Origin of the sequence: Shewanella aegiceratis (assembly GCF_019457495.1) — a bacterium.
In the GTDB taxonomy this organism is placed as follows: Bacteria; Pseudomonadota; Gammaproteobacteria; order Enterobacterales; family Shewanellaceae; genus Shewanella; species Shewanella loihica.
The window spans coordinates 932,391-953,368 of sequence record NZ_CP080416.1 but is presented as its reverse complement, the minus strand read 5'-3'; the positions used below and the strand labels follow the sequence as shown (position 1 = coordinate 953,368).

Below are 20,978 nucleotides of genomic sequence, written 5' to 3'. Positions count from 1 at the left end.
CATTTTGAGACTGTTTTCCCTGTGCGCTAGCCTCCTACTCTGCCTCCTCATCGGCGCATGTCAAAGCACCTCCCCCGGCAGCCAACAGCGGAGCGAAAAGTCCCTCGGCATCAGCGCCAGTGTCGCCAAGCAGCGCGCCAGCAGAGTCAGTCAGGTCAGCTACCAGCTGCACCTCGACCTTACCCAGGCGAGACGCTTCAAGGGCGAGGCGCAGATCCAGTTTCAGTTAGCCGACACCCAGCAGGCCTTAAGCCTAGATCTGGAGCAGGCGCTCATCAGTCAACTTGTCATCAACGGCCAAAAACTTTACCCCAACTATGATGGCCACACTCTGGTGATCCCGGCCAGCCTGTTACAGGGCGGCGCCAACCTGATAAAGGTGGACTTTAGCAGTCCCTACAGCCATGAAGACCAAGGGCTTATCGAGTTTATCGACCCCAAGGATGGTCTGCGCTATCTCTACAGCCATTTCCTGCCCTCCAGCGCCCAGACCCTGGCGCCGCAGTTTGATCAGCCAGATCTCAGGGCCAGCTATCGGCTGAGCGTGTTGGCGCCCAGCGACTGGAAGGTGGCCAGCGCGCCCAAGGTGATGAGCCGTCAGCCAATAAGCCAAAGCAGTCTTTGGCAGTTTATGCAGAGCGAGCCGGTCAGCCCCCATAACTTCTCCCTGCTCGCGGGGCCTTATCACACCTGGCAGAGTGAGGCCGAAGGCATAGCACTGCAGCTGTTCGCCCGTCAGTCCCAGGCAGAGTCAATCGATGCCGAGACCTGGCTGTCACAGACCCAGCAGGCCCTTAACTATTATCAGCAGCGCCTGGGAAGCAAGTACCCCTTCGGTCACTACACCCAGGCAATCGTGCCTCACTTGCCGAGTGAGTTTCGCGCCAGTCAGGCACAGACCAGCTTCGATGAGCGAAGCCTGCCCCAGGGCACGCCTCGCCGTGAGATCCTGCGGGCATTGGCCGAGCAGTGGCTGGGCAATCTGGTCACTCTCAAGTGGTGGGATCAGCTCTGGCTCAATCAGAGCCTGGCCTATCTGGTTGCCGACGACGGCGAGGCCCAGCTATTTGGCCAGACTCAGGCCGATGAGCAACAGAGTTTTATCCGCAGCCCCGAACAGGTAGAGCAGCAGATAGCCAACAGCCTGGAGCTGTTTTCGCAAGATCCCCTACCGAGTCAAAACAAGGCGATCGCCCAACTTAATCAGCTGAAATTTATGCTGGGCGATACCAGCTTCTATCAGGGCATAGGCAATTATCTCGAACATTTCGCCCTACAAAATGCCGACCTGAATGACTTTATTTCGAGCCTAGAGCAGGTTGCCAAACAGCCCCTGAGCCAGTGGAGCCAGGCGGCATTTAAGCGCGCCGGCGTCACCCGCCTGGAGGCGGCGTTCAGCTGCGCAGGCGATCGCATATCGCGCTTTGACCTCAAACAGCATAATGGCGATCTGGCTAGCACACAGAGGATCAAGCTAGGTCTGTTTACCCTGGGGCGTCATGGCCTGCACAAGAATCTGGTGAGCGAGGTCGATTACCAGGGCGCGAGTACCGAGGTCAAGCGCCTCAAGGGAGTGCGCTGTCCCGACTTGGTGTTTAGCAACTATCAGAACAAGGCCTACGTCAGGGTCAAGTTGGACAAGGCCTCCCTAGAGACGGCCCTTTTGCACCTTGGCAGCCTGGAAGAAGCCGATCTCAGGCGCATGCTGTGGCAATCCCTGTGGGAGTCTGTGCTGGCCGGCGAACTTCCCCTGCCCAGCTTTATCGGCAGTACCCTGGTGAACCTGCCAGCTGAAACCGATCCCCAGGTGCTGATCAGTGCTCAAGACCAGCTTAAACAGGCCAAGGCCCTGCTGGAGCAGATGAGTCCCAATCAGCAGCACTATAGCCGTCAGGCCCTCAACGCCATCGCCCAGATGAGCCTGCGCCTGACCATCAGCAACAAGGCTGATCCCGCGCTGCAATCTCTGTGGTTCGACAACTACCTGCACTTTGCCGTCAGTCATCAGGCCAAGAGTCACCTTGCTGCGCTGCTCGATGAGAGAGAGTCACTGCCCGGCATCACGCTCACACCAGAGCGCCGCTGGCAGATAATCACCCACCTTAATCGCTATGACTATCCAGGCAGTGAACGCCTGCTGCTCAAGGAGAAACAGAAGGATAATTCGCCCGAGGGGCAAGCGGCGGCACTCGGCGCCCTGGTGGCCCGTCCCAGCGCCAAGGAGAAACGCCAGTGGTTCGAGCGCATTCAGGCCCACAGCAAGGAGAGCGATCCTCAGCTGCTGGCAAAATTAACTCAGGTGATGCGCCACCTCTACCCCAGCGAGCAGAAGGCCCTGAGTCAGGCCAGCGCCGAGCAGCGTCTGGCAGAACTTGCCGAGGTGGACAAACGCAACAGCCAGGCATTCATGCAGAGCTATACGGCTAACCTGCTGCCCAGGAGCTGCAGTTACGCCAGCCTACTCAGGCTGCAGGCACTACTCGATAAACCAGAGGGCTATAGCCCAACGACCCTGAGAGGCATCAATCGGACCATAGCCGCCGAGCAAGAATGTATCCGGGTGCAAGAGGCAATGCAGCCAAATCTCTAATATTGGTAGATCTAGTCAGCCCCTCGTAAGCAGAATAGATAAAACAGGATAAGGGCCTGGTAGCGAAACATTTTTGGGTTATAGTGAGATAACAGACATTGGGACGTCTAGGTCTACAGGCCCTAGCATAAACAGGAGCAAGCCCATGGGCATTTTTCAACTCGCCGCCATCGCCATCATAGGCGCCTTCGCCTTCGCCGCCTTTAAGGAGCACAACCGGCGACAGGCCAGTGTAGACAACAGTGAAATTGATGCACTTAAGGCCGAGATAGATAAACTCAAATCCCGCATCGCCACCCTAGAGAAGATAGTCACGGACAAGGCCTATCAGCTGGGTGACGAGATAGACAAGCTATAAACAGGTTATGGCAAGAATTAGCACCAATAAAAATGCCACCCTAGGGTGGCATTTTTTATGCTAATCATGGCTCAACGCGTTATACGAAAAGCTCTTTGATGTTCTTCAGATCGCCCTTACCGTTGGCAATCTCCTCTGGCGACAGGCCAGAAACTTCGTGTGGGAACACCAACCAGTCTTCAGACTCGTGGATGAAGTAATCAGGCTTCAAAGATACCGCGGTATTCTTCGGCTTGTAATAAGGGCAGGCAATACGCACGTCGGTTGGCATGTTGAGGCGCATCAGCTCCGCCAGCTTCTCTTTCAAGGCGTGGATGCTGCGGCCAGAGTCGAACACATCGTCGACAATCAGCAGGCCGTCATCGGCGTTAGCGTTCTCGACGATATAGTGCAGGCCATGCACCTTGATCTGCTTGCTCTGCTTATCAGTGCCAATGCCATAGTAAGAGGAGGTACGTACGGCGATATGGTCCGTCTCGACCTTCTTGAAATCGAAATATTCCTGGACCGCGATCCCTATCGGGGCACCGCCACGCCATATGCCGACAATAAACTGTGGTCTAAAACCGCTCTCATAAACTTGTGCCGCGAGGCGAAAAGAATCTTCCAGCAATTCCTGTGCGGTAATAAAGTGTTTCTCAGACATCAGGCCGTCCCCATCTTTTTCTATTTGGTCTTTGAGAGGGAGGAAGGTAATCCATCGATTAGGCTTCACCCCAAATCCAGCGTAGCACAAGGGGCGCGTATTGAACTTCAACACGACGACAATCGACGCTGCGGGATTTGGAGCTGAATTTTATACTAAAAATTTCCCCCATGCAGAACTAAATAACGAAACTTGGACGAGGGATGCATTTTTAAAGGTAAAAAAGCCGCCTCTAGGGCGGCTTTATCGGCAGAAAACAGGCTTATGCCGCGGTGATCTTGGGCTCACCCGCCATGGTCATCGCCGCGTAGTGTTTGTCAGTCGCCTCGCTGAACTCGCTGTCGAGAATGGTATCGACAAAGTGCCAGTCGCTGCGCACCGCCTCTGAGGTGAAGGTCAGCACCATGAAGCCGCGATCCCTCAAGTTGGTGTACTTGAGGCCATCGACCAGGTCGACGACGCCGGCCTCGGTCACACTCTGCTGGTCAGCTGGAATGCCAAGGTAATACTCGAGTCCAGGAGAAGATACCGAGCTGGTCGCATACTCTACGCCCACCAGGTCCCCATGGCTGTCCTTAAGCTCGTTGGCCCAGGCGTTATGGGTATCACCGGCGATCACCACTAGGTTAGCGCCCTTCTGCTTGGCCGTTGCCAGGATCACCTCCCGCTCATAGGCGTAGCCATCCCAGGCATCCAGGTTGTAGGGGATAGAAGGCAGTTGCAGCAGCGCCATCACCTCAGGGGTCAGCTTGTACTGATTACCTATGAGGAAGCTGTACTCCTGTGGCGTCAGTGTCGGATCATTGGCCGCTGCACGGGCCGCCAGCTGTGCCAAGGCGCCTAGCTCGGCATATTCATAGACGGAGAGCTTCTGCATGGCGATCGCCGCCGGCAGCATCATGGTACCCATCAATATCTGTTGTCCCAGCACCTGCCACTTACCCGTGGCGCTCAGCAGGCTGGCCTGCAACCACTGCAGCTGATCGGCACCCAGCAGAGTACGATCTGTGCTGGTGACATCCGCCATGAAGCGGGCACTGTCCATGGCACCTGTAGCTGCATCGACATAGTCGGCGTAGTCCAGCTGCTTGTCACGAGCCAGTACTCGGGTGTCTAACATATGCAGGTCGACCAGATCGCCGAAACTGAATGAGCGATAGATCTCCTCGTGGTTACCCTCGCGCCATGGACGGATAGGCAGCCATTCGAAATAGGCTTGCAGGGCGCCCATCTTACGGGCCTCGAAGTCACCCTCACCCTCGTTGTGGTTTTCGGCGCCGCCGGACCAGGTGTCGTTCGCCACCTCATGGTCATCCCATACGGTAATGAAAGGCACCTTGGCATGCAGTGTCTGTAAAGACACGTCGCTGCGGTATTGACCGTAACGGGTGCGATAGTCTGACAGGGTAAAGAGTTCACCGGCAGGCAATACCTCACGGCCAAGCTCGGCAGCATGCTCGCTGGCATAACCGCCGCGGCCATACTCATAGATGTAGTCACCCAGGTGCACCACGGCGTCCAGCCCTTCCTGCTGACCCGCCAGCTCATAGACGTTGAAGAAACCGGCAGGGAAGTTGGCACAAGACATCACCGCGAGCTTGACCTGCTCGACCGCGCCTTCAGGCAGCGTCTTGGTCATACCGACACTTGAGACCTGCTCACCCGACATGAAGCGATAATAGTAGGCAGTACCCGAATCCAGGCCGATGGCATCGACCTTCACTGTGTAATCGCGATCGGCGTTAGTGGTGGTCTCGCCGTTTGAGATCATCTGGGTAAAATTGGCGTCGGAAGCGATCTCCCAGCCGACCTTGACGTCACCGTCTGTGTCGGGGGTTACTCGGGTCCAGAGGATCACTGCGCTGTGGGTAGGGTCACCACTGGCGATACCGTGTAGAAATTGAACCTTAGGGGCGGTTTCTTGCTTATCGTCATCACTGCTTGAACAGCCCATCAGGCCATAGGAGACAACGGCGGCACCCACACCCTTGGCCGACATGGCCAGAAAATCCCTGCGAGAATAATTGGTTTTCATTGTTATTCCTTTATTTGAGCCGGTTATCCCTTGTGCCCTCGGTTCACACCATGTGAAGCTGAAAACGCGTACTGCGAAAGATAACTGACCTTGTTATTGTTATTCCTGGTAAGAGGTCTAATGACTCTAATTATCAATTAACAATATTGCAAAATTATTATGATCACGGCAACCGCTAGTTTCGACTAAGGGCCACAGCCGCGGCAGCAGAACATCTCGGCAGAGGCTTGCTTATCGCCATGTCACAGCATTTTTCGCCAAGCAAAGGTCGCGACCACCGCTTGCCTGTGTGCATTTTTCAACCACGGCGTAAATAGCTGTTATGATGAAGGCATCCCCATAGTTGAAGGAGTCGACCATGAGAGTCAGCGATATCATGACCACAGACACTGTGTGCATCAGCGATCAGGCCACCACCAAGGATGCCCACCTCTTGATGAGTAGCCGCGGCGTGCGCCATCTGCCCGTCATCAGCGAAGTCGACGGCACCCTAGTAGGCATACTGACCCACAAGAAGATGATCAGCACCGTCATGGGCATGTTGACCCATTACGGCAACGAAGGGCTAGATCGTCAGGAGCGGCGCACCTCGGTGGCCGAGATCATGGATAGGGAATTTCAGAGGGTCACGCTGGACGAGCCACTTGCGGTCGTGGTGGATTACTTCATCGACAACAAGCTGGGCTGCCTGCCTGTGGTCGACGACAATCACAAAGTGATCGGCATTTTGACCTCGTCGGACTTCGTTAAGCTGTGCGCCTCACTGCTAAAACAATGAGGCATCAGAATAGATAGCCGCTCTAGCCGATACAGCCAGGCTAGACCAGCAGATAGGCGAACAGCGGCGCACCGACCACCATGGCGATACCGGTAAAGATCATGGTGAGGCTGGCTACCACGCCCTCCTCCCGGCCATATTCGGCGGCCTTGGCCGCCCCTACCCCATGGGCACTGGCGCCCAAGGCGGCGCCCTTAGCCAAAGGGCTAGAGATCTTCGCCAGCCTGAACACAGGACCACACAGCAACATGCCCAGCACACCCGTCATCAACACCAGCACGGCGGTGAGATCCGGCACGCCGCCAAACTCGCGGGTCGCCTCCAGGGCAAAGGGGGTCGAGACCGAACGCACCAGCAAACTGTGAGACAGCTCGGGCGGCAGATAGATCACCCGGGTCAGCAGCCAGGAGGAGACCAAACCCGCCAACAGGCCGGTGAGCACGCCCAGACTCAGGGTCAGCGGATAGCGGCGGATAAGATGGCGCTCGCGGTAGATAGGCAGGGCGAAGGCAATGGTCGCCGGTGCCAGCAATAAACTGAGGTAGTGGTTGTACTCGAAGTAGGTGGGCAGCGGAATGGCAAACCCCACCACCAAGGCCAGCAAGAAGCCCGGCGTCAACACCATGGGCGATAGCCACCAGTGACCGTAGCGGCGATAGAGACGCTTACTCAGGCCATAGCTGACCAGGGTCGCCAGCAAACAGGCAAGGCCAAGCAGCGACAGGTGCATGGAAGCCAACATATCAGACGCCCACCGCTTTGGCCGCGCCGGCCTGTCTGAGGCGGCGCTCATACTTGAACACCCTGTCTATCACGAAGCCGGTGATCAGCAAGACACTGACACTCCCCAGCACTAAGGTGCAGAGCAGGCTGACGCCATACTGCTCCAGCAGCGGCGCATAATGCATCGAGGCCACCACGGGCGGAATGAAGAAGAGCAGCAGCTCGCCGAGCAGCCAGGCGGCGCCGCGAGCCACGAAACGCTCCGGCAACCAGTTTAGCGCCAGCAGGGCCAGCAGCGCCGCCAAGCCAATCACACCGCTGGGTAGCGGCAATGCCAGGCGAGTCACCAACCATTGGGCGGCCAGGGCCAGTAGAGACAATAACCCCACCTGCAACAACAACTGCAGCAAGTTTCTAAGTGGGGGAAGGTAAGTTGCCATGAAAAACTCTGTCTAACGAGATGATATGGCGATCTTACGCTTGCCATTTAAATAAAAAAAATGAATATTATTTATAAAATAAATCACCAAAAGCTATTTAATGGATCTTAAGGCACTACACTACTTCGTCGAGATCGTCGCCTCGGGAGGCTTTAACCGCGCCGCCGAGCGGATCCATATCAGCCAGCCCGCCCTGTCCAAGTCTATCGCCCAGCTGGAGAGCGAGCTGGCATTGCCCCTGCTCACCCGGGGAAAACGCGGCACCAAGGTGCAGCTCACCCCCCATGGCGAGGTGGTCTACCGCCACGCCCTCAGGCTTTTGGAAGATAAGCAGGCGATGATGGAGGAGCTGGCACAGCTGAAGGGCCTCAATCGCGGCGTACTTAAACTGGGGCTGGCGCCGCTGGGCAGCGCCGAGCTGTTTGCCCCCATCATAGCCAAATATCGCCAGGCCTACCCTGAGATAGAGACCCAGCTGCTGGTTCGCGGCGGCGTCGAGCAGACCCAGGCACTGCAACAGGGTGAAATTGAACTCGCCACCGGCATTATCGATCTCAAGGACCGCTATGAGGGGATAGCCATCCATACCGAGCCCATGGTGGTGGTACTTCCCCGCGAGCATCCGCTAGCCAGGCGCTCGGAGATCCCCCTTGGCGAGCTCGATGGCCAGGCGCAGATCCTGTTTGAGTCTGAGTTTTCCCTGCATGAGATGGTGATTAATGCGTGCCAGCAGGCCGGTGTGAGCATCAAGAACCCCACCCAGGTGAACCAACCGGAATTTGGCGTCGCCCTGGTGGCCGCCGGGATCGGCCTGATGCTGCTGCCTAAATTTATTGCCGAGCGCTACCGCCCTGACGCCGTTATCACCCGCCCCCTGACCCAGACGGATCTCAGCTGGCAGATGAGCCTGTTTTGGCGTAAAGATCTCAGCCTCTCCTTCGCTGCCCAGGCGATGATAGAGCTGGTCAAACATCATCAGGCAAGCGGCGAATAGCGTATCATTCTTCCAGCACAGGGCACTCGCTGGGGGTGATACGTTCGATCACTATCTCCTCCAGCGGCACATCGGCGTACTCCCCCACCCGGTTGGTGGCGACTATGCCAATCTGATCCACCACCTCCATGCCAGACAGCACCCTGCCAAACACGGCGTAGCCTTCGCTGCTGGCGCTATAATCCAGCTGCGGATTGTCTAAGGTGTTGATGAAAAACTGCGAGGTGGCCGAATCGCTCTGACGGGCGCGCGCCATGGCCAGGGTGCCCCTGAGGTTGCTAAAGCCCACGCTAGCCTCGTTTTTAATGGGCGCCTTGCCGGGCTTAGGCACCATACCAGAGGTAAATCCGCCCCCCTGGATGATGAAGTTGTGGATCACCCTGTGGATCAGGGTGCCGTCGTAAAAGCCATCGTTGACATAGCCGATGAAGTTGGCGGCTGATTGCGGCGTATGGCGGCTATCTATACCTAGCCCAACCTCCCCCAGACTCGTGGTCATGACGAAGCAGGCATCTATGCTCATCTCGGGCACTGGGCCGGTCACCGGCGGATTGACTATCACCCCATTGCTGCCCTCTTCACCGCCGCAGGCGGTTAAGCCCAAAAGCAGCAATATTCCCAGCACCAACTTGCCTCTTATTTGCTTTTTCATCACAGTCCCCAACACGTGTCACCTTAGGTGATGTTACGAGGCACTAAATTAGAAAACAATATAAGATACAAGTTGTTACCGATACATTATGCTACATCTGACCTTCAAATATCAGTTGCGTAGCCGCCCAATCAGCGACATCACAACAAGGGCCACCGCGCCCACCAGGACACCAAACAGGGCGTTGAGCAGACTCGGGGTCATCCAGGCTAAGACAGGCCCGACTATAGTAAGCCCAGCCACCCAATGGGCTGCCTGCTCAAACACCTCGGCAATCTGATGTATCCCATGGGTGAGGATACCGCCGCCCACCATAAACATGGCGATGGTGCCCACCACGGTAAGGCCACGCATCAGGTAAGGCGCCGCATTTACCAGGCCACTACCTAACTTACGCCCCAGACGGCGCAGCAGGCCATCCCCCTGACGCTGACTCAGATAGAGCCCGGCATCATCCAGCTTGACGATGCCCGCCACCAGACCATAGACACCGACTGTCATCAGCACGGCGATGATCGCCAGGGTCACCACCTGGGTCATGAAACTGCTCTCGGCCACGACCCCAAGGGTGATGGCAATGATCTCCGCCGAGAGCACGAAGTCGGTACGGATCGCGCCGGCCACCTTCTGCTTCTCGAAGGCCTTGAGATCCTCCGCCGCCTTGGCCATCTCGCTCTGGATCATGGCAGGCTCATGCTTGTGGGTCAGGGAGTGATATACCTTCTCGAAACCCTCATAGCAGAGAAACAGGCCACCGAACATCAACAGCGGCGTCACCGCCCAGGGGATAAAGGCACTGATCAGCAGCGCCGCCGGAACCAAGATACACTTGTTGCGCAGCGATCCCTTAGCCACCGCCCACACCACGGGCAGCTCACGGTCCGCATTCACCCCAGACACCTGCTGGGCGTTTAACGCTAGATCGTCCCCCAACACACCGGCCGTCTTGCGCGCCGCCACCTTACTCATCAGGGCGACATCATCCAATATTGCCGCGATATCATCCAACAGGGTCAACAGACTCGCGCCCGCCATGCTCTCTCCTTACTCTCTTCTATATCCTTTACCCACCGCCTTGGGCGTGAGGGCGCTCTCGCGAATTAAGCGCTAATCTTTAACGCTAACTGCAAGCTAAAGTACGCTTGTTGAGAGCTAAAGTACTCTGCCTCAATACATTTTTCCAGAGGGCGCCAGACAAAACCCTAGCCGCAGGCTCAAGTTGGGAGATTTCACACAAATTTCCCCTGAGATCTGGGTAATAAATTCTGCGCTAAAGCAACAAACTGCGTCATTTGACATACTCCCGAGGAGAACTAGAGGTATAATGACGACAAAATGCTTCGTTTATCCTTATAGGAACTCCTTATGACTCAAGATGAAATGAAAAAAGCCGCCGGATGGGCCGCGCTCGAGTATGTAGAGAAAGACAGTATTGTCGGCGTGGGTACAGGCTCGACCGTTAACCACTTTATCGATGCGCTGGCCACCATCAAGGCCGATATCGAAGGTGCAGTGTCTAGCTCTGAGGCCTCGACCGAGAAGATGAAGGCGCTGGGGATCCCGGTATTCGACCTGAACTCTGTCGATCAGCTCTCTGTCTATGTCGATGGCGCCGACGAGATCAACGGCCACATGGACATGATCAAGGGCGGCGGCGCCGCGCTGACCCGCGAGAAGATTGTCGCCGCCGTGGCCGACAAGTTCGTCTGCATCGTGGATAACACTAAGGAAGTCGAGGTATTGGGCGAGTTCCCGCTGCCGGTAGAAGTGATTCCTATGGCACGTTCTTACGTTGCCCGCGAGCTGGTCAAATTAGGCGGTGACCCTGTCTACCGTGAGGGCGTAGTCACAGATAACGGCAACGTGATCCTGGATGTCTACAACATGAAGATCTTTAATCCCAAAGCGCTTGAAGAGCAGATCAACCAGATCGTTGGTGTGGTCACCAACGGCCTGTTCGCCAACCGCGGCGCCGACGTCCTGCTGGTCGGCACTCCTGAAGGCGTGAAGACGGTTAAGCCATAGGCCGAATCAAAAGCCATTAAAAAAGCCACTCATAGAGTGGCTTTTTGTTTTTCAGGCGCTAATGCACTTGTTCGTGACTCTAGTAAGCCACGCTGATCCGCTGGCGGGCATAGTCATCTGAATCAATTAGATCCAGCATCGCCTTGGCGTAGTCTGCGACCGAGATGCGGCTGTGTCCCTCATCGTCGGTGAAAAACTTATCGCCGCCGATACGATAGGGCCCTTCGCTGGCGCCGGGATAGATCTCTGCCGCCGGGCTGACAAAGGTCCAGTTAAGCGGCGAGTCACTCGCCCTGAATACCTCGAGCGCCTCACCCTGGGCTAAAGCCTCATCCCTGTATTCTGGCGGGAATCCTGGCGATTGCACCAGGGTCTGGCCCGGGGCCAGCTCGAGACTGCCGGCACCGCCGACCCACAGCAGGCGCTTAACCTGAGTCTTGGGCAGCAGCTCGAGCAGCGCCTTGGCACTCTGGGGCACCAATTGATGCTGGCCAGAGGCTCGTCCACCCACGGAGGCGATCACCAGGTCAATCCCCTCGAATACCTGAGGGTCGATACCCAGCTCGAGATCGACGACCCGCGCCGTAACCTGACCGGCTAACTCACCGCTTAATTTAGACGGGTCTCTCACCAGGGCGGTGACCGGCAATTGGCGGCTTAAGGCTTCCTGCATCAAGGTGCTGCCTATCCAACCCGTGGCGCCAATAATCGCTATATTCATCTTCTGTTCCTCACTATCTGACTAGAATGGCATCAGTTTACTTAACCCGCCTATCGTGATAAACAGCTTAGATAGAGCATCATTGTTTCACTATGCGTTACTAATCTGGATTGCAAAATAAGGTTACTAGAATGGATAAGATCAGCGCGATCCGTAGCTTCGTCGAGGTGGCCAGTTGCGGCAGCTTTACCCAGGCCGCCGAACAACTGGGCCTCAGCCGACTACAGGTCTCCCGCCATATTCAGGAAGTGGAACGTTGGCTGGGACTGCGCCTGCTGCATCGCACCACCCGCAGTGTCAGCCTGAGCGTGCAGGGCGAAGAGGCCTTTATCTATTGTCAGAAGATCCTCGATGAAGTCGCGGCGCTGCAAAACCGCGCCCAGCGTCATAGGCAGGAGCTAGTCGGCAGCATACGTATCGCCTCCCCCATCGGCCTGGGTCAGGCGCTGCTGTTCGATGCGATCGATGACTTCACCCGCGAGCATCCGGAGGTCAAGGTGCAGTTGCTGCTGTCGGATGAGATGGTGCAGCTGGTCGATGAGCGGGTTGATATCGCCCTGCGTTACACCCAGCAGCCCGATGAGAGCCTGATCGCCCGCCGCCTGATGCATATAGACTCAGTGCTGTGCGCCTCGCCTGACTATCTCGCTGGCCATGCGCCCATTACCAGCCTCGACGATATCACGGCGCACAACTGCCTGCTACACGCCAGCCAAACCCGCTGGTTGTTTGTCAAAGACAATCAAAATATCGAAAAAAAGGTCGGCGGCAACCTACAGGCCAACGACATGGGCGTCCTCATCAAGGCGGCGCTGCGGGGCAAGGGGCTCATTCATCTGCCCTGCGATCTCGCCAATGCCCATCTGGCCTCTGGGGCGCTGGTCGAGCTGCTGCCAGAATATCACCTGCCGGGTAAGACGCTGTGGGCCGTTTATCTCTCGCGCAGCTATCAGCAACATCTGATTCGCCACTTCATCGATTTTCTCGCCGAGCGCTGGCAGCAAGATATCCTCAAGCAGCCCGCACAGGCCCGATAGGCAAGAAGTCGAAAGTGTAATGAAACCTGTGCAGATCTCGCGAGGTGTCGCCCCTAGGTTTATCGCAAGATTTACCACGAGGTTTACCGCCAAATTACCGAGAGGGCTGTGCTAGGTGTAGCGTTAGCCTTGCAGTGAGGCGCCGCGCCAAATCGCCCCCATGGCTTTACAGATAAACCAATCAGGCTAAGATGCTCAATCCGGGCAAATGGGTTGCCCATTAAAAGCGCGCCACAAGGAGCCTGGCATGTTGGAATCAATCGTTTCGTTAATCGCCGCCACAGGATTACTCCTGGGCTCACCCGGCCCAGCGCCGCTGGCACTGGCCGCCACGGGCGCTACCTTTGGCATAAGACGCGGCGCTCCATTTCTGCTGGGCATACTCCTTGGGCTCTCGGTCGCCATCATAGGCGCCAGCATTGGGCTCGCCGCCCTATTCAGCCGCTTTCCCGACCTCAGGCTCACCTGTCAGCTGCTCGGCGCCGCCTATATCGCCTTCATCGCCTATAAGATTGCCAGTGCCCCCTGCACCCAGTTAGATGACGCGCAGCAGGCACCGAGCTTCAAGGATGGCTTTATCCTCAACCTGCTTAATCCCAAGGCCTATGCCGCCTTCCTGGCCATCTTCTCCCAGTTTTTACTGCCACTGGAGAACACGGCCCTGGGTTATCTAGCCACTGGGATCTGCGCCTTGCTGGTCGCGACTCTGGTAGACAGCCTCTGGCTGATCTTCGGCGGCCTGCTACGCCCGCTATTTTCCAGGCCAAAGGCCGCGAGGGCGCTGCGCATCTTCTTCGCCATCGCCATGCTAGTCGCGGTCGGTTATGCCTTGCTGGCCTAGGGAGTCGCTGACAAGCCGCGTTAAACGCCGTACACTTAAAACCACACAGATAAGAAGAGCAACCAGATGTCAGCCCGCGATACCATCACAGAGTTCACCATGATCCCCAACGTGGGTAAGGCCACGGCGGAGGATTTTTACAAACTCGGCCTGCATCACCCCAAGGAGCTTATCGGGCTGGATCCGTATCAGATGCACGCCCAGCTCGAAGCCATCACCCAGTGTCGTCACGATCCCTGTGTCATCGATGTGTTTATCGCCGCGGTGCGTTTCATGGAAGGGGAAGCGTCTCAGCCCTGGTGGCACTATACCCCGGAGCGCAAGGCACATTTGGCCAAGCTGCATCAGGGATGAGCGGCTAAAGGATAAGCTCGCCCCGCGTTTGAGTGTTGATGGCATCGAGAGCCTAAAGATGCCACTATTGCCCCAAGCCAAAATTAGACTCATGCTCAACCACAACAACGAAAACCACGACTAAAACCAATACTCAAACCACAAAAAAGAGCGCCATGCTGACCACCTTAGCCATCAACAACTACCGTTCGCTGCGAGACATACGCCTGCCCCTGGGGCGGCTCAATCTGGTCACCGGTGCCAACGGCAGTGGCAAGTCCAACCTCTACAAGGCGCTACGCCTGCTGGCACAGACGGCCCAAGGTGGCGTGGTCAATGCCCTGGCCCAGGAGGGCGGACTGGACTCCTGCTTCTGGGCGGGGCCGGAAAACCTCACCAAGGGGATGTTGAGCGGCGACACAGAGATAACTCCCACGGTACGGCAACAGACCAAACGACTGAAACTGGGCTTTGCCGGCGATGAGTTCAGCTACCTCATCGAGCTGGGGCTACCCAAGCCAGACAGCACCACCCTCTTCGGGCTAGATCCTCAGATAAAGCGTGAGGCGATCTGGGTCGGCAACAAGTATCGACCCGCCGCCGTACTGGTGGAGCGACGTGGCCCCATGGTGAAGGGGCGCGCACAGCAAGGGGGGCAAGATGGCTGGCAGAGCCTGAATCAGCATATGCAGCATGGCGACAGCATCTTCACCGAGCTGTCGGATCCCAGCCGCACGCCCGAGGTGCTGAGGCTCAGAGACAGCATCCGAGCCTGGCGCTTCTACGATCATTTCCGCAGCGACGGCGAGGCGCCCGCGCGTCAGCCGCAGCTGGGTACCCGCACCCCAGTGCTGCACCATGATGGCCGGGATCTGGCCTCGGCGATTCAGACCATCTTCGAGATAGGCGATAGGGAAAGCTTCGATGAGGCGGTGAGTGATGCCTTTCCCGGCGCTCACGTCACCATTGGCTACCAGGCCGGTGGCCTGTTAAGCGTCAACTTTCACCAGCAGGGGCTGCTAAGACCCCTCAACGCCCAGGAGCTGTCTGACGGCACCCTAAGGTATCTGCTGCTGATCGCCGCCCTACTCACCCCAAGGCCGCCTGAGCTGATGGTGCTCAACGAACCGGAGACCAGCCTGCACCCGGATCTGCTACCGGCACTGGCCCGGCTTATCGCCAAGGCATCTAAGGTGTGTCAGCTCTGGGTGGTGTCCCACGCCAATCGGCTAATCAATGCCCTCAACGAATTTGAGCAGTGTCAGCTAATCGAACTCGACAAGCAGCTGGGGCAGACCAAGATAGTGGGGCAAGATCTGCTCTCGACCCCAAGCTGGAACTGGCAACAAAAAGCCCAGGGCTAGGCCTGGGCTTAAAAAATAACGAGGGCGCGTCGCGTTAAAGCGAACTAGTGTTATAGCGAAAAGTTCGCAATCGTCTTCTGAATGCCCACGACGTCGGTGCCCTTCTTCAGCTCCTTCACCAGGGGATCTTTCTGCCCCGAGATCCATAGCTTTAGCTCGGCGTCCATGTCGAAGGTCCCGGCGGTTTCCACCTCAAAATGGGTGATCGCCTTATAGGGCACAGAGTGATAACTCACCTTCTTGCCGGTAACGCCCTGCTTGTCGATGAGGATGAGCCGCTTGTTGGTAAACACGAACATGTCGCGAATGACACGGTAAGCCAGCGCTAACTGCTCGTTATCGCCCATGATAGGCCCCAGCTCCTGGGCTAACTCATCCAGGTTCACTTCGGCAGCATTGCCCATCAGCGCATCTAACAGTCCCATATTTGATCTCCTTGAAAGTGAACTTAATTTGTTCCCTAGCCTATACCTGACGGTTAGCGCCGACAACCATCATTTCGCATTTAGGACAGTCGAAGACCAACTTGAGCACATCTTTACCTATCTCAATCTGCAGCGGCTCCGCCTTGATGCCGGGCACCTCTTTCGGGCAGAGGTTAAAGTTAAAGCGCAGGCAATGCTTGGTCACCATCAGCGGCGCATCCTCGGTCACGCCGTTCTTCTCATAGGTGTCTTCTATCTCGATCACCCCATGACGTGTGTAAAAGTCTTTCGCCTTCTCGTTGGCCACGTTGCCCATGAAGCTCAGGTGCTTAAAGGGATAGACGGCGTCTTGGTTGTATTTCCACGCCTGCGGGCGCTCGTAGCCCTCGACGCGCGCCAGCTCCAGGGCGGCAACCGTGTCACGGCGCAGGCCGTTAAGCAGGGAAGCCGGCATAAACCAGGGACTGGCGGTCTCGATATTGATCTCGCGGGCCTCGAAGTCTGTGCTACCCAGCTTACCCAGCTGCTTACGCAGATTCTTCAGCGCCTTCTCTGTGTCTGTGGCCGGGGTCTTATCAAGTTCCAGCTCGCGCGTGGCGCTCAGACCATATTGATCCGTCATGGTCAGCGCGACCCCTTTTTCGGTGTCGCTCAGCGTCATGTCCACCTTGATGATACGCTTGGAGGACTCCTTGGCCAGCACTGTCTCGAACGCCTGATCATGGTTACGATACAGGGTGGCGCCTACCTTAAGATCGCCCGGCACGGCGATCACATACAACCTGTTGCCGTCGGCGCGGTTAACCCTGAGCCCCTGCAGCTTATCGTCTGACTGCTTAGCCTTCTCATAGTTCGGCGGGAAGTAACACAGGCCGTCACCGTTGTTGAAGCTGTGGCTCGATTCGACCTGAATAAAATCTTTACCTAGGGCTGCGACCTTGCCCACCTCTTCGCCGATATATTTCGGCGAGCGGAAATCGCTGACTCCCTGGCTACGCTCGTTGACGAAGTAGTCGGTGCGACCACGGTTAAAGGTCTTCTCTGTGTTAGGCGTGAAGCTGTGTTCGCAGCGGCCGTGGCTCGAGGCCACAAACTCGGGGCGACGCGCGATGATCTTATCCAGCTCCTGGCGATAGTGAGCGGTTACGTTCTTCACATAGCTGAGATCTTTGAGGCGACCCTCGATCTTAAAGGAGCGAATACCGGCATCGATCAGCGCCTCTAAGTTATCTGTCTGGTTGTTGTCTTTGAGCGATAGCAAGTGTTCGTTCTGCGCCAACACCTCCCCCTGGCGGGTCTTGAGGTCCCCCGGCAGACGGCACATCTGCGAGCACTCGCCGCGGTTGGCGCTGCGGTTACTGAAGGCATGACTCAGGTTACACAGGCCGCTGTAGGCGACGCACAGGGCGCCGTGGATGAAGAACTCCAGCTGCATGTTAGTCTTAGCCGCCACATCGCGGATCTGACTCAGGCCCAGTTCGCGGGCGAGCACCACCTGTGAGAAGCCTACCTGCTCTAAGAAGGCAACCTTCTCTGGATTACGGTTATCCATCTGGGTACTGGCGTGCAGGGCGATAGGCGGAATATCCAGCTGAAGCACCCCCATATCCTGCACGATCAGGGCATCGGCACCGGCCTCATACACCTGCCAGATCAGCTTCTGCGCCGCGTCCAACTCGTCGTCCATTAAGATGGTGTTGATGGCGACAAACACCTGGGCGTGATAGCGGTGGGCAAACTCACACAGACGCGCGATATCCTCGACGCTGTTGCCGGCAGTCGCCCTGGCACCGAAGGCTGGGCCACCGATATAAACGGCGTCGGCACCATGCTTGATGGCCTCGATACCATAGTCGGCATTCTTGGCGGGGGCCAAGAGCTCGAGGCGGTTTGAGCGGGTAGTTACCGGCGCGATCGGTGCGCTATCGGGGATAAAAATCTCAGGCTTGTCCATGAGGAGTCTCGAATCAGATCACAGATAGATAAAAATTAGGGGCGCGATTATAACAGACCTGGCTCACAAAACACCTCGATATCGCGCATTTTTTCACCAAGCCAGCGATTCATCAGGCTCAGATACCACTCGAGCGTCGGCTTTAACTAATGCCGGTCGCCATATACTCAATAATGCACCGCCAGCCATATAGTCTCTTCCTGCTCGCTGGTCCAGCTGACCCTGTGGCGACAGTGGGCAGGAATATTCAGATGATCGCCCACCTTAAGGTGCACCACCTCGGCGCCCTCGAACACTAAGGTCGCCTCCCCCTTAAGCACCATGACCCACTCGTTTCTGTCCTGATCGTACCATTGTCCCTCTGGCGTACGATGGGCCTTAGAGACGATACGCTCGATCAACACGCCACCGGTTTCCACCAGAGGCTCGAACGCCTCCAGGGTGAGGTCATCCGGCAGGGACGCAAAGAAGTTGTGCTTTTCCATCGCCATCTCCGTCACTTGCTCTCGAGTAGGGTCTTGAGGTTACTCAGCCCCTGGCTTAGATCCCGCTCTACCATGGCATCCACCTGCATCAGCGGCAGCAATATATTCATGGGATAGGCCATGTTGCCACTAAAGCCCCAATGCACCTCGGTCTGGGTCGGCCCCAGAGCGTCGGTAGTGATATAGGCGGGCGAGACCGCCTCGAAGGGCGTCTTAAATCTCAGCTCATACTCGATACGCTTGCCGGGGAAGATCGCCATAATCTCCTGCTCTCCCGCGCCGACATCTGGGTTATCGCTGCGCCAGCTTGAGACAAACCCGACTGTGCCATCCTCGCCGCGATAACTCTTCTCCATGGCCGCGTCCATCTTGGCCCAGACGCTGAATTGATCCTGGTTTTTGAGCTTTCTCAAGAAGTCGAACACCTGGTCCGCCGGCCTGTCGATAACGATTTGAGTATCCACACGGTAATCTTCTTCGATAAACAGAGCGGCAATAAAGGGGGATGAGAGTAGCAGGAGTACGAGTATCAGGAGTTTCTTTAGCATGACGAGTTCCTTAACAGGCCGGCGATGCCCCTTGTGGCTGGTACAGAATGGTCTGGCCTAGTTGTATCTGTCATAACATAGTCAAGAATCAGGGTGTTGGAAAGCGGCGCCGACAGCTAACTCCTGCTCCTAATACCAGATCCTAGTACCAGCTCTTAGTACCAGCTCCTAGTACCAGCAAAGAGCCGATTAATAACACGGCCTTGCCTTGGCAACGCCCCAAAACAGAAAGGGCGCCTCCAGTGAGAGACGCCCTTTATTTACCAATAGCAGTTACTACTCACCGGCCTTGAGAGCCGCCAGCCTGGCCTGCAACAGCTGATTCTCCGCCTCGATATGACGATAGAACTCCTTGTCGGTCAGATTAGATGCCGCCGCCTCGTCGATCACCAACACGGCGTCGCGATGCAGCTGTAGCGCAGATGCGGGACAGGCAGCGCTTAGGGCGCCCTCTACCGCGGCGCGAATCGCCTCGGCCTTGCTCTCACCTGTGGCTAGCAGCAGCACCTTCTTGGCATCTAAAATGGTGCCAATCCCCATGGTGATCGATAGATGGGGTTGATATTCCCCCTCGGCAAAGAAACGGGCATTGTCCTCGATAGTCGCCTGGGTCAACGTCTTGACCCGGGTACGTGACATCAAGCCAGACGAAGGCTCATTGAAGCCGATATGCCCGTTGCGGCCTATGCCGAGCAGCTGAATATCTATGCCGCCGGCGGCCTGGATCTGCGCCTCATAGGCCTCGCAGGCGGCGATGGGATCTTCGGCATCCCCCGGCGGCACATGGGTATTGGCCTTATTGATGTCGATAGCATCGAACAGCTGGCTGTCCATGAAGTAGCGATAGCTCTGGGGATGACTGCCCTCCAGCCCCAGATATTCGTCCAGATTAAAGCTGGTCACGCCCTTGAAGGAGACGGCGCCCGCCTGATTGGCGGCCACCAGGCGCTGATAGAGGGACACAGGGGTCGAGCCAGTCGCCAGCCCCAGCACAGAGTTCGGCTTGCGCTTAAGCTGATTGATGATGAGATTGGCACCATATTCCGCCACCTCGGCGCTGTCTTTTAGAATAACAATTTGCATGATTTGATTCGTCTCGGCCCTGGAAGTTAACGCCCTCTCACGGCGGCTGGCTGCAATACAATAAACTAAGCTCAAGGCGCCGATGAGAGAAATTAACATTACTATAACCACAAATGACAGCGTTGTCATTATTAATCTGACCATAAAAACGCCGCGCCATTCGTGGTAAACTGCGCCCGTCCATTACCACAGAGAAGCCCATGTCAGCCTATAAGCCAGCCTCTAAATCAGCCCCTATGCCAGCAAAAGTCACGACCGCAGAAGATAGCCCTTTAAAAGTGACCTCAGATTCAAGAGAGGCGACTCAAGGCGAAGCCCAAGAACAGATGCAATCGACTGGGCAAACAAGCACGCCTGCCCAACACTTCATGATCTTTAAGCCTTACGGCTATCTGAGCCAGTTTGTCGGCGAGCGGCGTAAACGTAAGCCTTTACTTGGTGAGCTGGCCAACTTCCCAACGGGCATCATGGCGATCGGCCGGCTGGATCATGACTCTGAGGGGTTACTGCTACTGACCACTGATGGCAAGACCAGCCACGCGGTGCGCAGCAAGTCGATTGAGAAGGAATACTATCTGCAGCTCGATGGCGAGATCACCGATCAGGCTATCGCCAGTCTCTGCGAGGGAGTTGAGATAGGCATCAAGGGCGAGAAGTATCGTACCCTACCCTGCCGCGCGCGCCGCCTCGACCAGGCGCCAGGCCTACCGCCGCGGGGACGCAAGATAAGAGACGCCCGCCACGGGCCGACCAGCTGGCTGGCGATCACCATTACCGAGGGCAAGAATCGTCAGCTGCGTAAGATGACCGCCGCCGTGGGCTTTGCCACCCTGAGGCTGGTGCGGGTACGCATAGGCGATATCCACCTGGACACGCTGCAGCCAGGCGAAGTTAAACCGCTCGCGACACTAGGCTAAGCCATACGTTAGCCCAAGAGCGAATCTAA

General features: G+C 56.7%; 22 protein-coding genes. 10 read left to right on the top strand and 12 right to left on the bottom strand.

Translation table 11 applies throughout. The features are described from left to right. Positions 1 to 4 precede the first annotated feature (4 nt). Together K0H80_RS04235 and K0H80_RS04230 are read left to right on the top strand one after the other, a co-directional pair. On the top strand, positions 5 to 2,590 hold the full coding sequence (locus tag K0H80_RS04235) for an ERAP1-like C-terminal domain-containing protein (RefSeq protein ID WP_220073215.1): 2,586 nt from the start codon (positions 5 to 7) through the stop codon (positions 2,588 to 2,590). 145 nt (positions 2,591 to 2,735) lie between these two features. After that, on the top strand, positions 2,736 to 2,948 hold the full coding sequence (locus tag K0H80_RS04230; RefSeq protein ID WP_011864640.1) for a hypothetical protein: 213 nt from the start codon (positions 2,736 to 2,738) through the stop codon (positions 2,946 to 2,948). A gap of 79 nt (positions 2,949 to 3,027) precedes the next feature. On the opposite strand, the gene K0H80_RS04225 is transcribed toward K0H80_RS04230, so the two are convergent. Then, the gene (locus K0H80_RS04225) at positions 3,028 to 3,594 is read right to left on the bottom strand and encodes a phosphoribosyltransferase (protein WP_011864639.1); all 567 of its coding nucleotides are present in this window, start codon (positions 3,592 to 3,594) and stop codon (positions 3,028 to 3,030) included. Positions 3,595 to 3,856: 262 nt separating this feature from the next. Then, on the bottom strand, positions 3,857 to 5,629 hold the full coding sequence (locus tag K0H80_RS04220) for an alkaline phosphatase D family protein (RefSeq protein ID WP_220073214.1): 1,773 nt from the start codon (positions 5,627 to 5,629) through the stop codon (positions 3,857 to 3,859). Between the two features lie 358 nt (positions 5,630 to 5,987). On the opposite strand from K0H80_RS04220, the gene K0H80_RS04215 reads away from it, so the two are divergent. Next, positions 5,988 to 6,407 (top strand): CBS domain-containing protein, encoded by a 420-nt coding sequence (locus K0H80_RS04215; RefSeq protein ID WP_220073213.1) that lies wholly within the window; start codon positions 5,988 to 5,990, stop codon positions 6,405 to 6,407. A 40-nt stretch (positions 6,408 to 6,447) separates the two neighbouring features. Here K0H80_RS04215 and K0H80_RS04210 read toward each other — a convergent pair whose 3' ends face one another. Further along, on the bottom strand, positions 6,448 to 7,137 hold the full coding sequence (locus K0H80_RS04210) for an LrgB family protein (protein ID WP_011864636.1): 690 nt from the start codon (positions 7,135 to 7,137) through the stop codon (positions 6,448 to 6,450). A gap of 13 nt (positions 7,138 to 7,150) precedes the next feature. Further along, positions 7,151 to 7,570, bottom strand: coding sequence for a CidA/LrgA family protein (locus tag K0H80_RS04205; RefSeq protein WP_011864635.1), 420 nt, complete (start codon positions 7,568 to 7,570; stop codon positions 7,151 to 7,153). A 100-nt stretch (positions 7,571 to 7,670) separates the two neighbouring features. Between K0H80_RS04205 and K0H80_RS04200 the strand changes: the two genes are divergently transcribed. Continuing rightward, positions 7,671 to 8,564 (top strand): LysR substrate-binding domain-containing protein, encoded by an 894-nt coding sequence (locus K0H80_RS04200; protein WP_220073212.1) that lies wholly within the window; start codon positions 7,671 to 7,673, stop codon positions 8,562 to 8,564. A 4-nt stretch (positions 8,565 to 8,568) separates the two neighbouring features. Here K0H80_RS04200 and K0H80_RS04195 read toward each other — a convergent pair whose 3' ends face one another. Together K0H80_RS04195 and K0H80_RS04190 are read right to left on the bottom strand one after the other, a co-directional pair. Beyond that, positions 8,569 to 9,216 (bottom strand): peptidylprolyl isomerase, encoded by a 648-nt coding sequence (locus K0H80_RS04195; RefSeq protein ID WP_220073211.1) that lies wholly within the window; start codon positions 9,214 to 9,216, stop codon positions 8,569 to 8,571. Positions 9,217 to 9,327: 111 nt separating this feature from the next. Further along, the gene (locus tag K0H80_RS04190; RefSeq protein WP_220073210.1) at positions 9,328 to 10,251 is read right to left on the bottom strand and encodes a DUF808 domain-containing protein; all 924 of its coding nucleotides are present in this window, start codon (positions 10,249 to 10,251) and stop codon (positions 9,328 to 9,330) included. A 330-nt stretch (positions 10,252 to 10,581) separates the two neighbouring features. Here K0H80_RS04190 and rpiA point away from each other — a divergent pair, with 330 nt between their 5' ends. Next, entirely contained in the window at positions 10,582 to 11,241 is a 660-nt protein-coding gene (gene rpiA, locus K0H80_RS04185) for a ribose-5-phosphate isomerase RpiA (protein WP_144203939.1), read from the top strand. Positions 11,242 to 11,320: 79 nt separating this feature from the next. Here rpiA and K0H80_RS04180 read toward each other — a convergent pair whose 3' ends face one another. Beyond that, positions 11,321 to 11,962, bottom strand: coding sequence for an NAD(P)-dependent oxidoreductase (locus tag K0H80_RS04180; RefSeq protein ID WP_220073209.1), 642 nt, complete (start codon positions 11,960 to 11,962; stop codon positions 11,321 to 11,323). A 131-nt stretch (positions 11,963 to 12,093) separates the two neighbouring features. Here K0H80_RS04180 and K0H80_RS04175 point away from each other — a divergent pair, with 131 nt between their 5' ends. The 4 genes from K0H80_RS04175 (at position 12,094) to K0H80_RS04160 (ending at position 15,537) form a co-directional block, all read left to right on the top strand. Further along, positions 12,094 to 12,999 carry a LysR family transcriptional regulator gene (locus tag K0H80_RS04175; protein WP_220073208.1) on the top strand — a complete coding sequence of 302 codons (906 nt, stop codon included), beginning with the start codon at positions 12,094 to 12,096 and terminating at the stop codon, positions 12,997 to 12,999. A gap of 247 nt (positions 13,000 to 13,246) precedes the next feature. Then, the gene (locus tag K0H80_RS04170) at positions 13,247 to 13,840 is read left to right on the top strand and encodes a LysE family translocator (protein ID WP_220073207.1); all 594 of its coding nucleotides are present in this window, start codon (positions 13,247 to 13,249) and stop codon (positions 13,838 to 13,840) included. A gap of 66 nt (positions 13,841 to 13,906) precedes the next feature. Then, positions 13,907 to 14,194 carry a helix-hairpin-helix domain-containing protein gene (locus K0H80_RS04165; protein ID WP_220073206.1) on the top strand — a complete coding sequence of 96 codons (288 nt, stop codon included), beginning with the start codon at positions 13,907 to 13,909 and terminating at the stop codon, positions 14,192 to 14,194. Between the two features lie 155 nt (positions 14,195 to 14,349). Next, positions 14,350 to 15,537, top strand: coding sequence for an AAA family ATPase (locus K0H80_RS04160; protein WP_220044380.1), 1,188 nt, complete (start codon positions 14,350 to 14,352; stop codon positions 15,535 to 15,537). A gap of 50 nt (positions 15,538 to 15,587) precedes the next feature. Here the strand turns inward: K0H80_RS04160 and K0H80_RS04155 are convergent, their stop codons facing one another. The 5 genes from K0H80_RS04155 to nagB form a co-directional block, all read right to left on the bottom strand. Further along, on the bottom strand, positions 15,588 to 15,962 hold the full coding sequence (locus tag K0H80_RS04155; RefSeq protein WP_011864625.1) for a PH domain-containing protein: 375 nt from the start codon (positions 15,960 to 15,962) through the stop codon (positions 15,588 to 15,590). 40 nt (positions 15,963 to 16,002) lie between these two features. Then, complete coding sequence (locus tag K0H80_RS04150; protein WP_220073205.1) at positions 16,003 to 17,916, bottom strand: peptidase U32 family protein; 1,914 nt, start codon at positions 17,914 to 17,916, stop codon at positions 16,003 to 16,005. 167 nt (positions 17,917 to 18,083) lie between these two features. Beyond that, positions 18,084 to 18,401, bottom strand: a complete 318-nt coding sequence (locus tag K0H80_RS04145; RefSeq protein ID WP_220044378.1) for a cupin domain-containing protein — start codon at positions 18,399 to 18,401, stop codon at positions 18,084 to 18,086. An 11-nt stretch (positions 18,402 to 18,412) separates the two neighbouring features. Then, on the bottom strand, positions 18,413 to 18,949 hold the full coding sequence (locus K0H80_RS04140) for an SRPBCC family protein (protein ID WP_220073204.1): 537 nt from the start codon (positions 18,947 to 18,949) through the stop codon (positions 18,413 to 18,415). Positions 18,950 to 19,225: 276 nt separating this feature from the next. Continuing rightward, a complete protein-coding gene (nagB, locus tag K0H80_RS04135; protein WP_220073203.1) occupies positions 19,226 to 20,032 on the bottom strand; it encodes a glucosamine-6-phosphate deaminase in 807 nt (268 codons plus the stop codon). A 326-nt stretch (positions 20,033 to 20,358) separates the two neighbouring features. Between nagB and K0H80_RS04130 the strand changes: the two genes are divergently transcribed. Continuing rightward, entirely contained in the window at positions 20,359 to 20,949 is a 591-nt protein-coding gene (locus tag K0H80_RS04130) for a pseudouridine synthase (protein WP_220073912.1), read from the top strand. The last annotated feature ends 29 nt before the right edge of the window (positions 20,950 to 20,978 follow it).

What these genes read in the sequence shown, in the direction of transcription:
- K0H80_RS04195 (WP_220073211.1), bottom strand. Translation starts at nt 9,216, where the DNA reads ATGAAAAAGCAAATAAGAGGCAAGTTGGTGCTGGGAATATTGCTGCTT.
- K0H80_RS04215 (WP_220073213.1), top strand. Translation starts at nt 5,988, where the DNA reads ATGAGAGTCAGCGATATCATGACCACAGACACTGTGTGCATCAGCGAT.
- K0H80_RS04140 (WP_220073204.1), bottom strand. Translation starts at nt 18,949, where the DNA reads ATGCTAAAGAAACTCCTGATACTCGTACTCCTGCTACTCTCATCCCCC.
- K0H80_RS04165 (WP_220073206.1), top strand. Translation starts at nt 13,907, where the DNA reads ATGTCAGCCCGCGATACCATCACAGAGTTCACCATGATCCCCAACGTG.
- K0H80_RS04145 (WP_220044378.1), bottom strand. Translation starts at nt 18,401, where the DNA reads ATGGAAAAGCACAACTTCTTTGCGTCCCTGCCGGATGACCTCACCCTG.
- K0H80_RS04200 (WP_220073212.1), top strand. Translation starts at nt 7,671, where the DNA reads ATGGATCTTAAGGCACTACACTACTTCGTCGAGATCGTCGCCTCGGGA.
- K0H80_RS04210 (WP_011864636.1), bottom strand. Translation starts at nt 7,137, where the DNA reads ATGCACCTGTCGCTGCTTGGCCTTGCCTGTTTGCTGGCGACCCTGGTC.
- K0H80_RS04155 (WP_011864625.1), bottom strand. Translation starts at nt 15,962, where the DNA reads ATGGGACTGTTAGATGCGCTGATGGGCAATGCTGCCGAAGTGAACCTG.
- K0H80_RS04225 (WP_011864639.1), bottom strand. Translation starts at nt 3,594, where the DNA reads ATGTCTGAGAAACACTTTATTACCGCACAGGAATTGCTGGAAGATTCT.
- K0H80_RS04130 (WP_220073912.1), top strand. Translation starts at nt 20,359, where the DNA reads ATGCAATCGACTGGGCAAACAAGCACGCCTGCCCAACACTTCATGATC.
- K0H80_RS04175 (WP_220073208.1), top strand. Translation starts at nt 12,094, where the DNA reads ATGGATAAGATCAGCGCGATCCGTAGCTTCGTCGAGGTGGCCAGTTGC.
- K0H80_RS04150 (WP_220073205.1), bottom strand. Translation starts at nt 17,916, where the DNA reads ATGGACAAGCCTGAGATTTTTATCCCCGATAGCGCACCGATCGCGCCG.
- K0H80_RS04205 (WP_011864635.1), bottom strand. Translation starts at nt 7,570, where the DNA reads ATGGCAACTTACCTTCCCCCACTTAGAAACTTGCTGCAGTTGTTGTTG.
- K0H80_RS04180 (WP_220073209.1), bottom strand. Translation starts at nt 11,962, where the DNA reads ATGAATATAGCGATTATTGGCGCCACGGGTTGGATAGGCAGCACCTTG.
- K0H80_RS04230 (WP_011864640.1), top strand. Translation starts at nt 2,736, where the DNA reads ATGGGCATTTTTCAACTCGCCGCCATCGCCATCATAGGCGCCTTCGCC.
- K0H80_RS04220 (WP_220073214.1), bottom strand. Translation starts at nt 5,629, where the DNA reads ATGAAAACCAATTATTCTCGCAGGGATTTTCTGGCCATGTCGGCCAAG.
- K0H80_RS04160 (WP_220044380.1), top strand. Translation starts at nt 14,350, where the DNA reads ATGCTGACCACCTTAGCCATCAACAACTACCGTTCGCTGCGAGACATA.
- K0H80_RS04170 (WP_220073207.1), top strand. Translation starts at nt 13,247, where the DNA reads ATGTTGGAATCAATCGTTTCGTTAATCGCCGCCACAGGATTACTCCTG.
- K0H80_RS04190 (WP_220073210.1), bottom strand. Translation starts at nt 10,251, where the DNA reads ATGGCGGGCGCGAGTCTGTTGACCCTGTTGGATGATATCGCGGCAATA.
- nagB (WP_220073203.1), bottom strand. Translation starts at nt 20,032, where the DNA reads ATGCAAATTGTTATTCTAAAAGACAGCGCCGAGGTGGCGGAATATGGT.
- rpiA (WP_144203939.1), top strand. Translation starts at nt 10,582, where the DNA reads ATGACTCAAGATGAAATGAAAAAAGCCGCCGGATGGGCCGCGCTCGAG.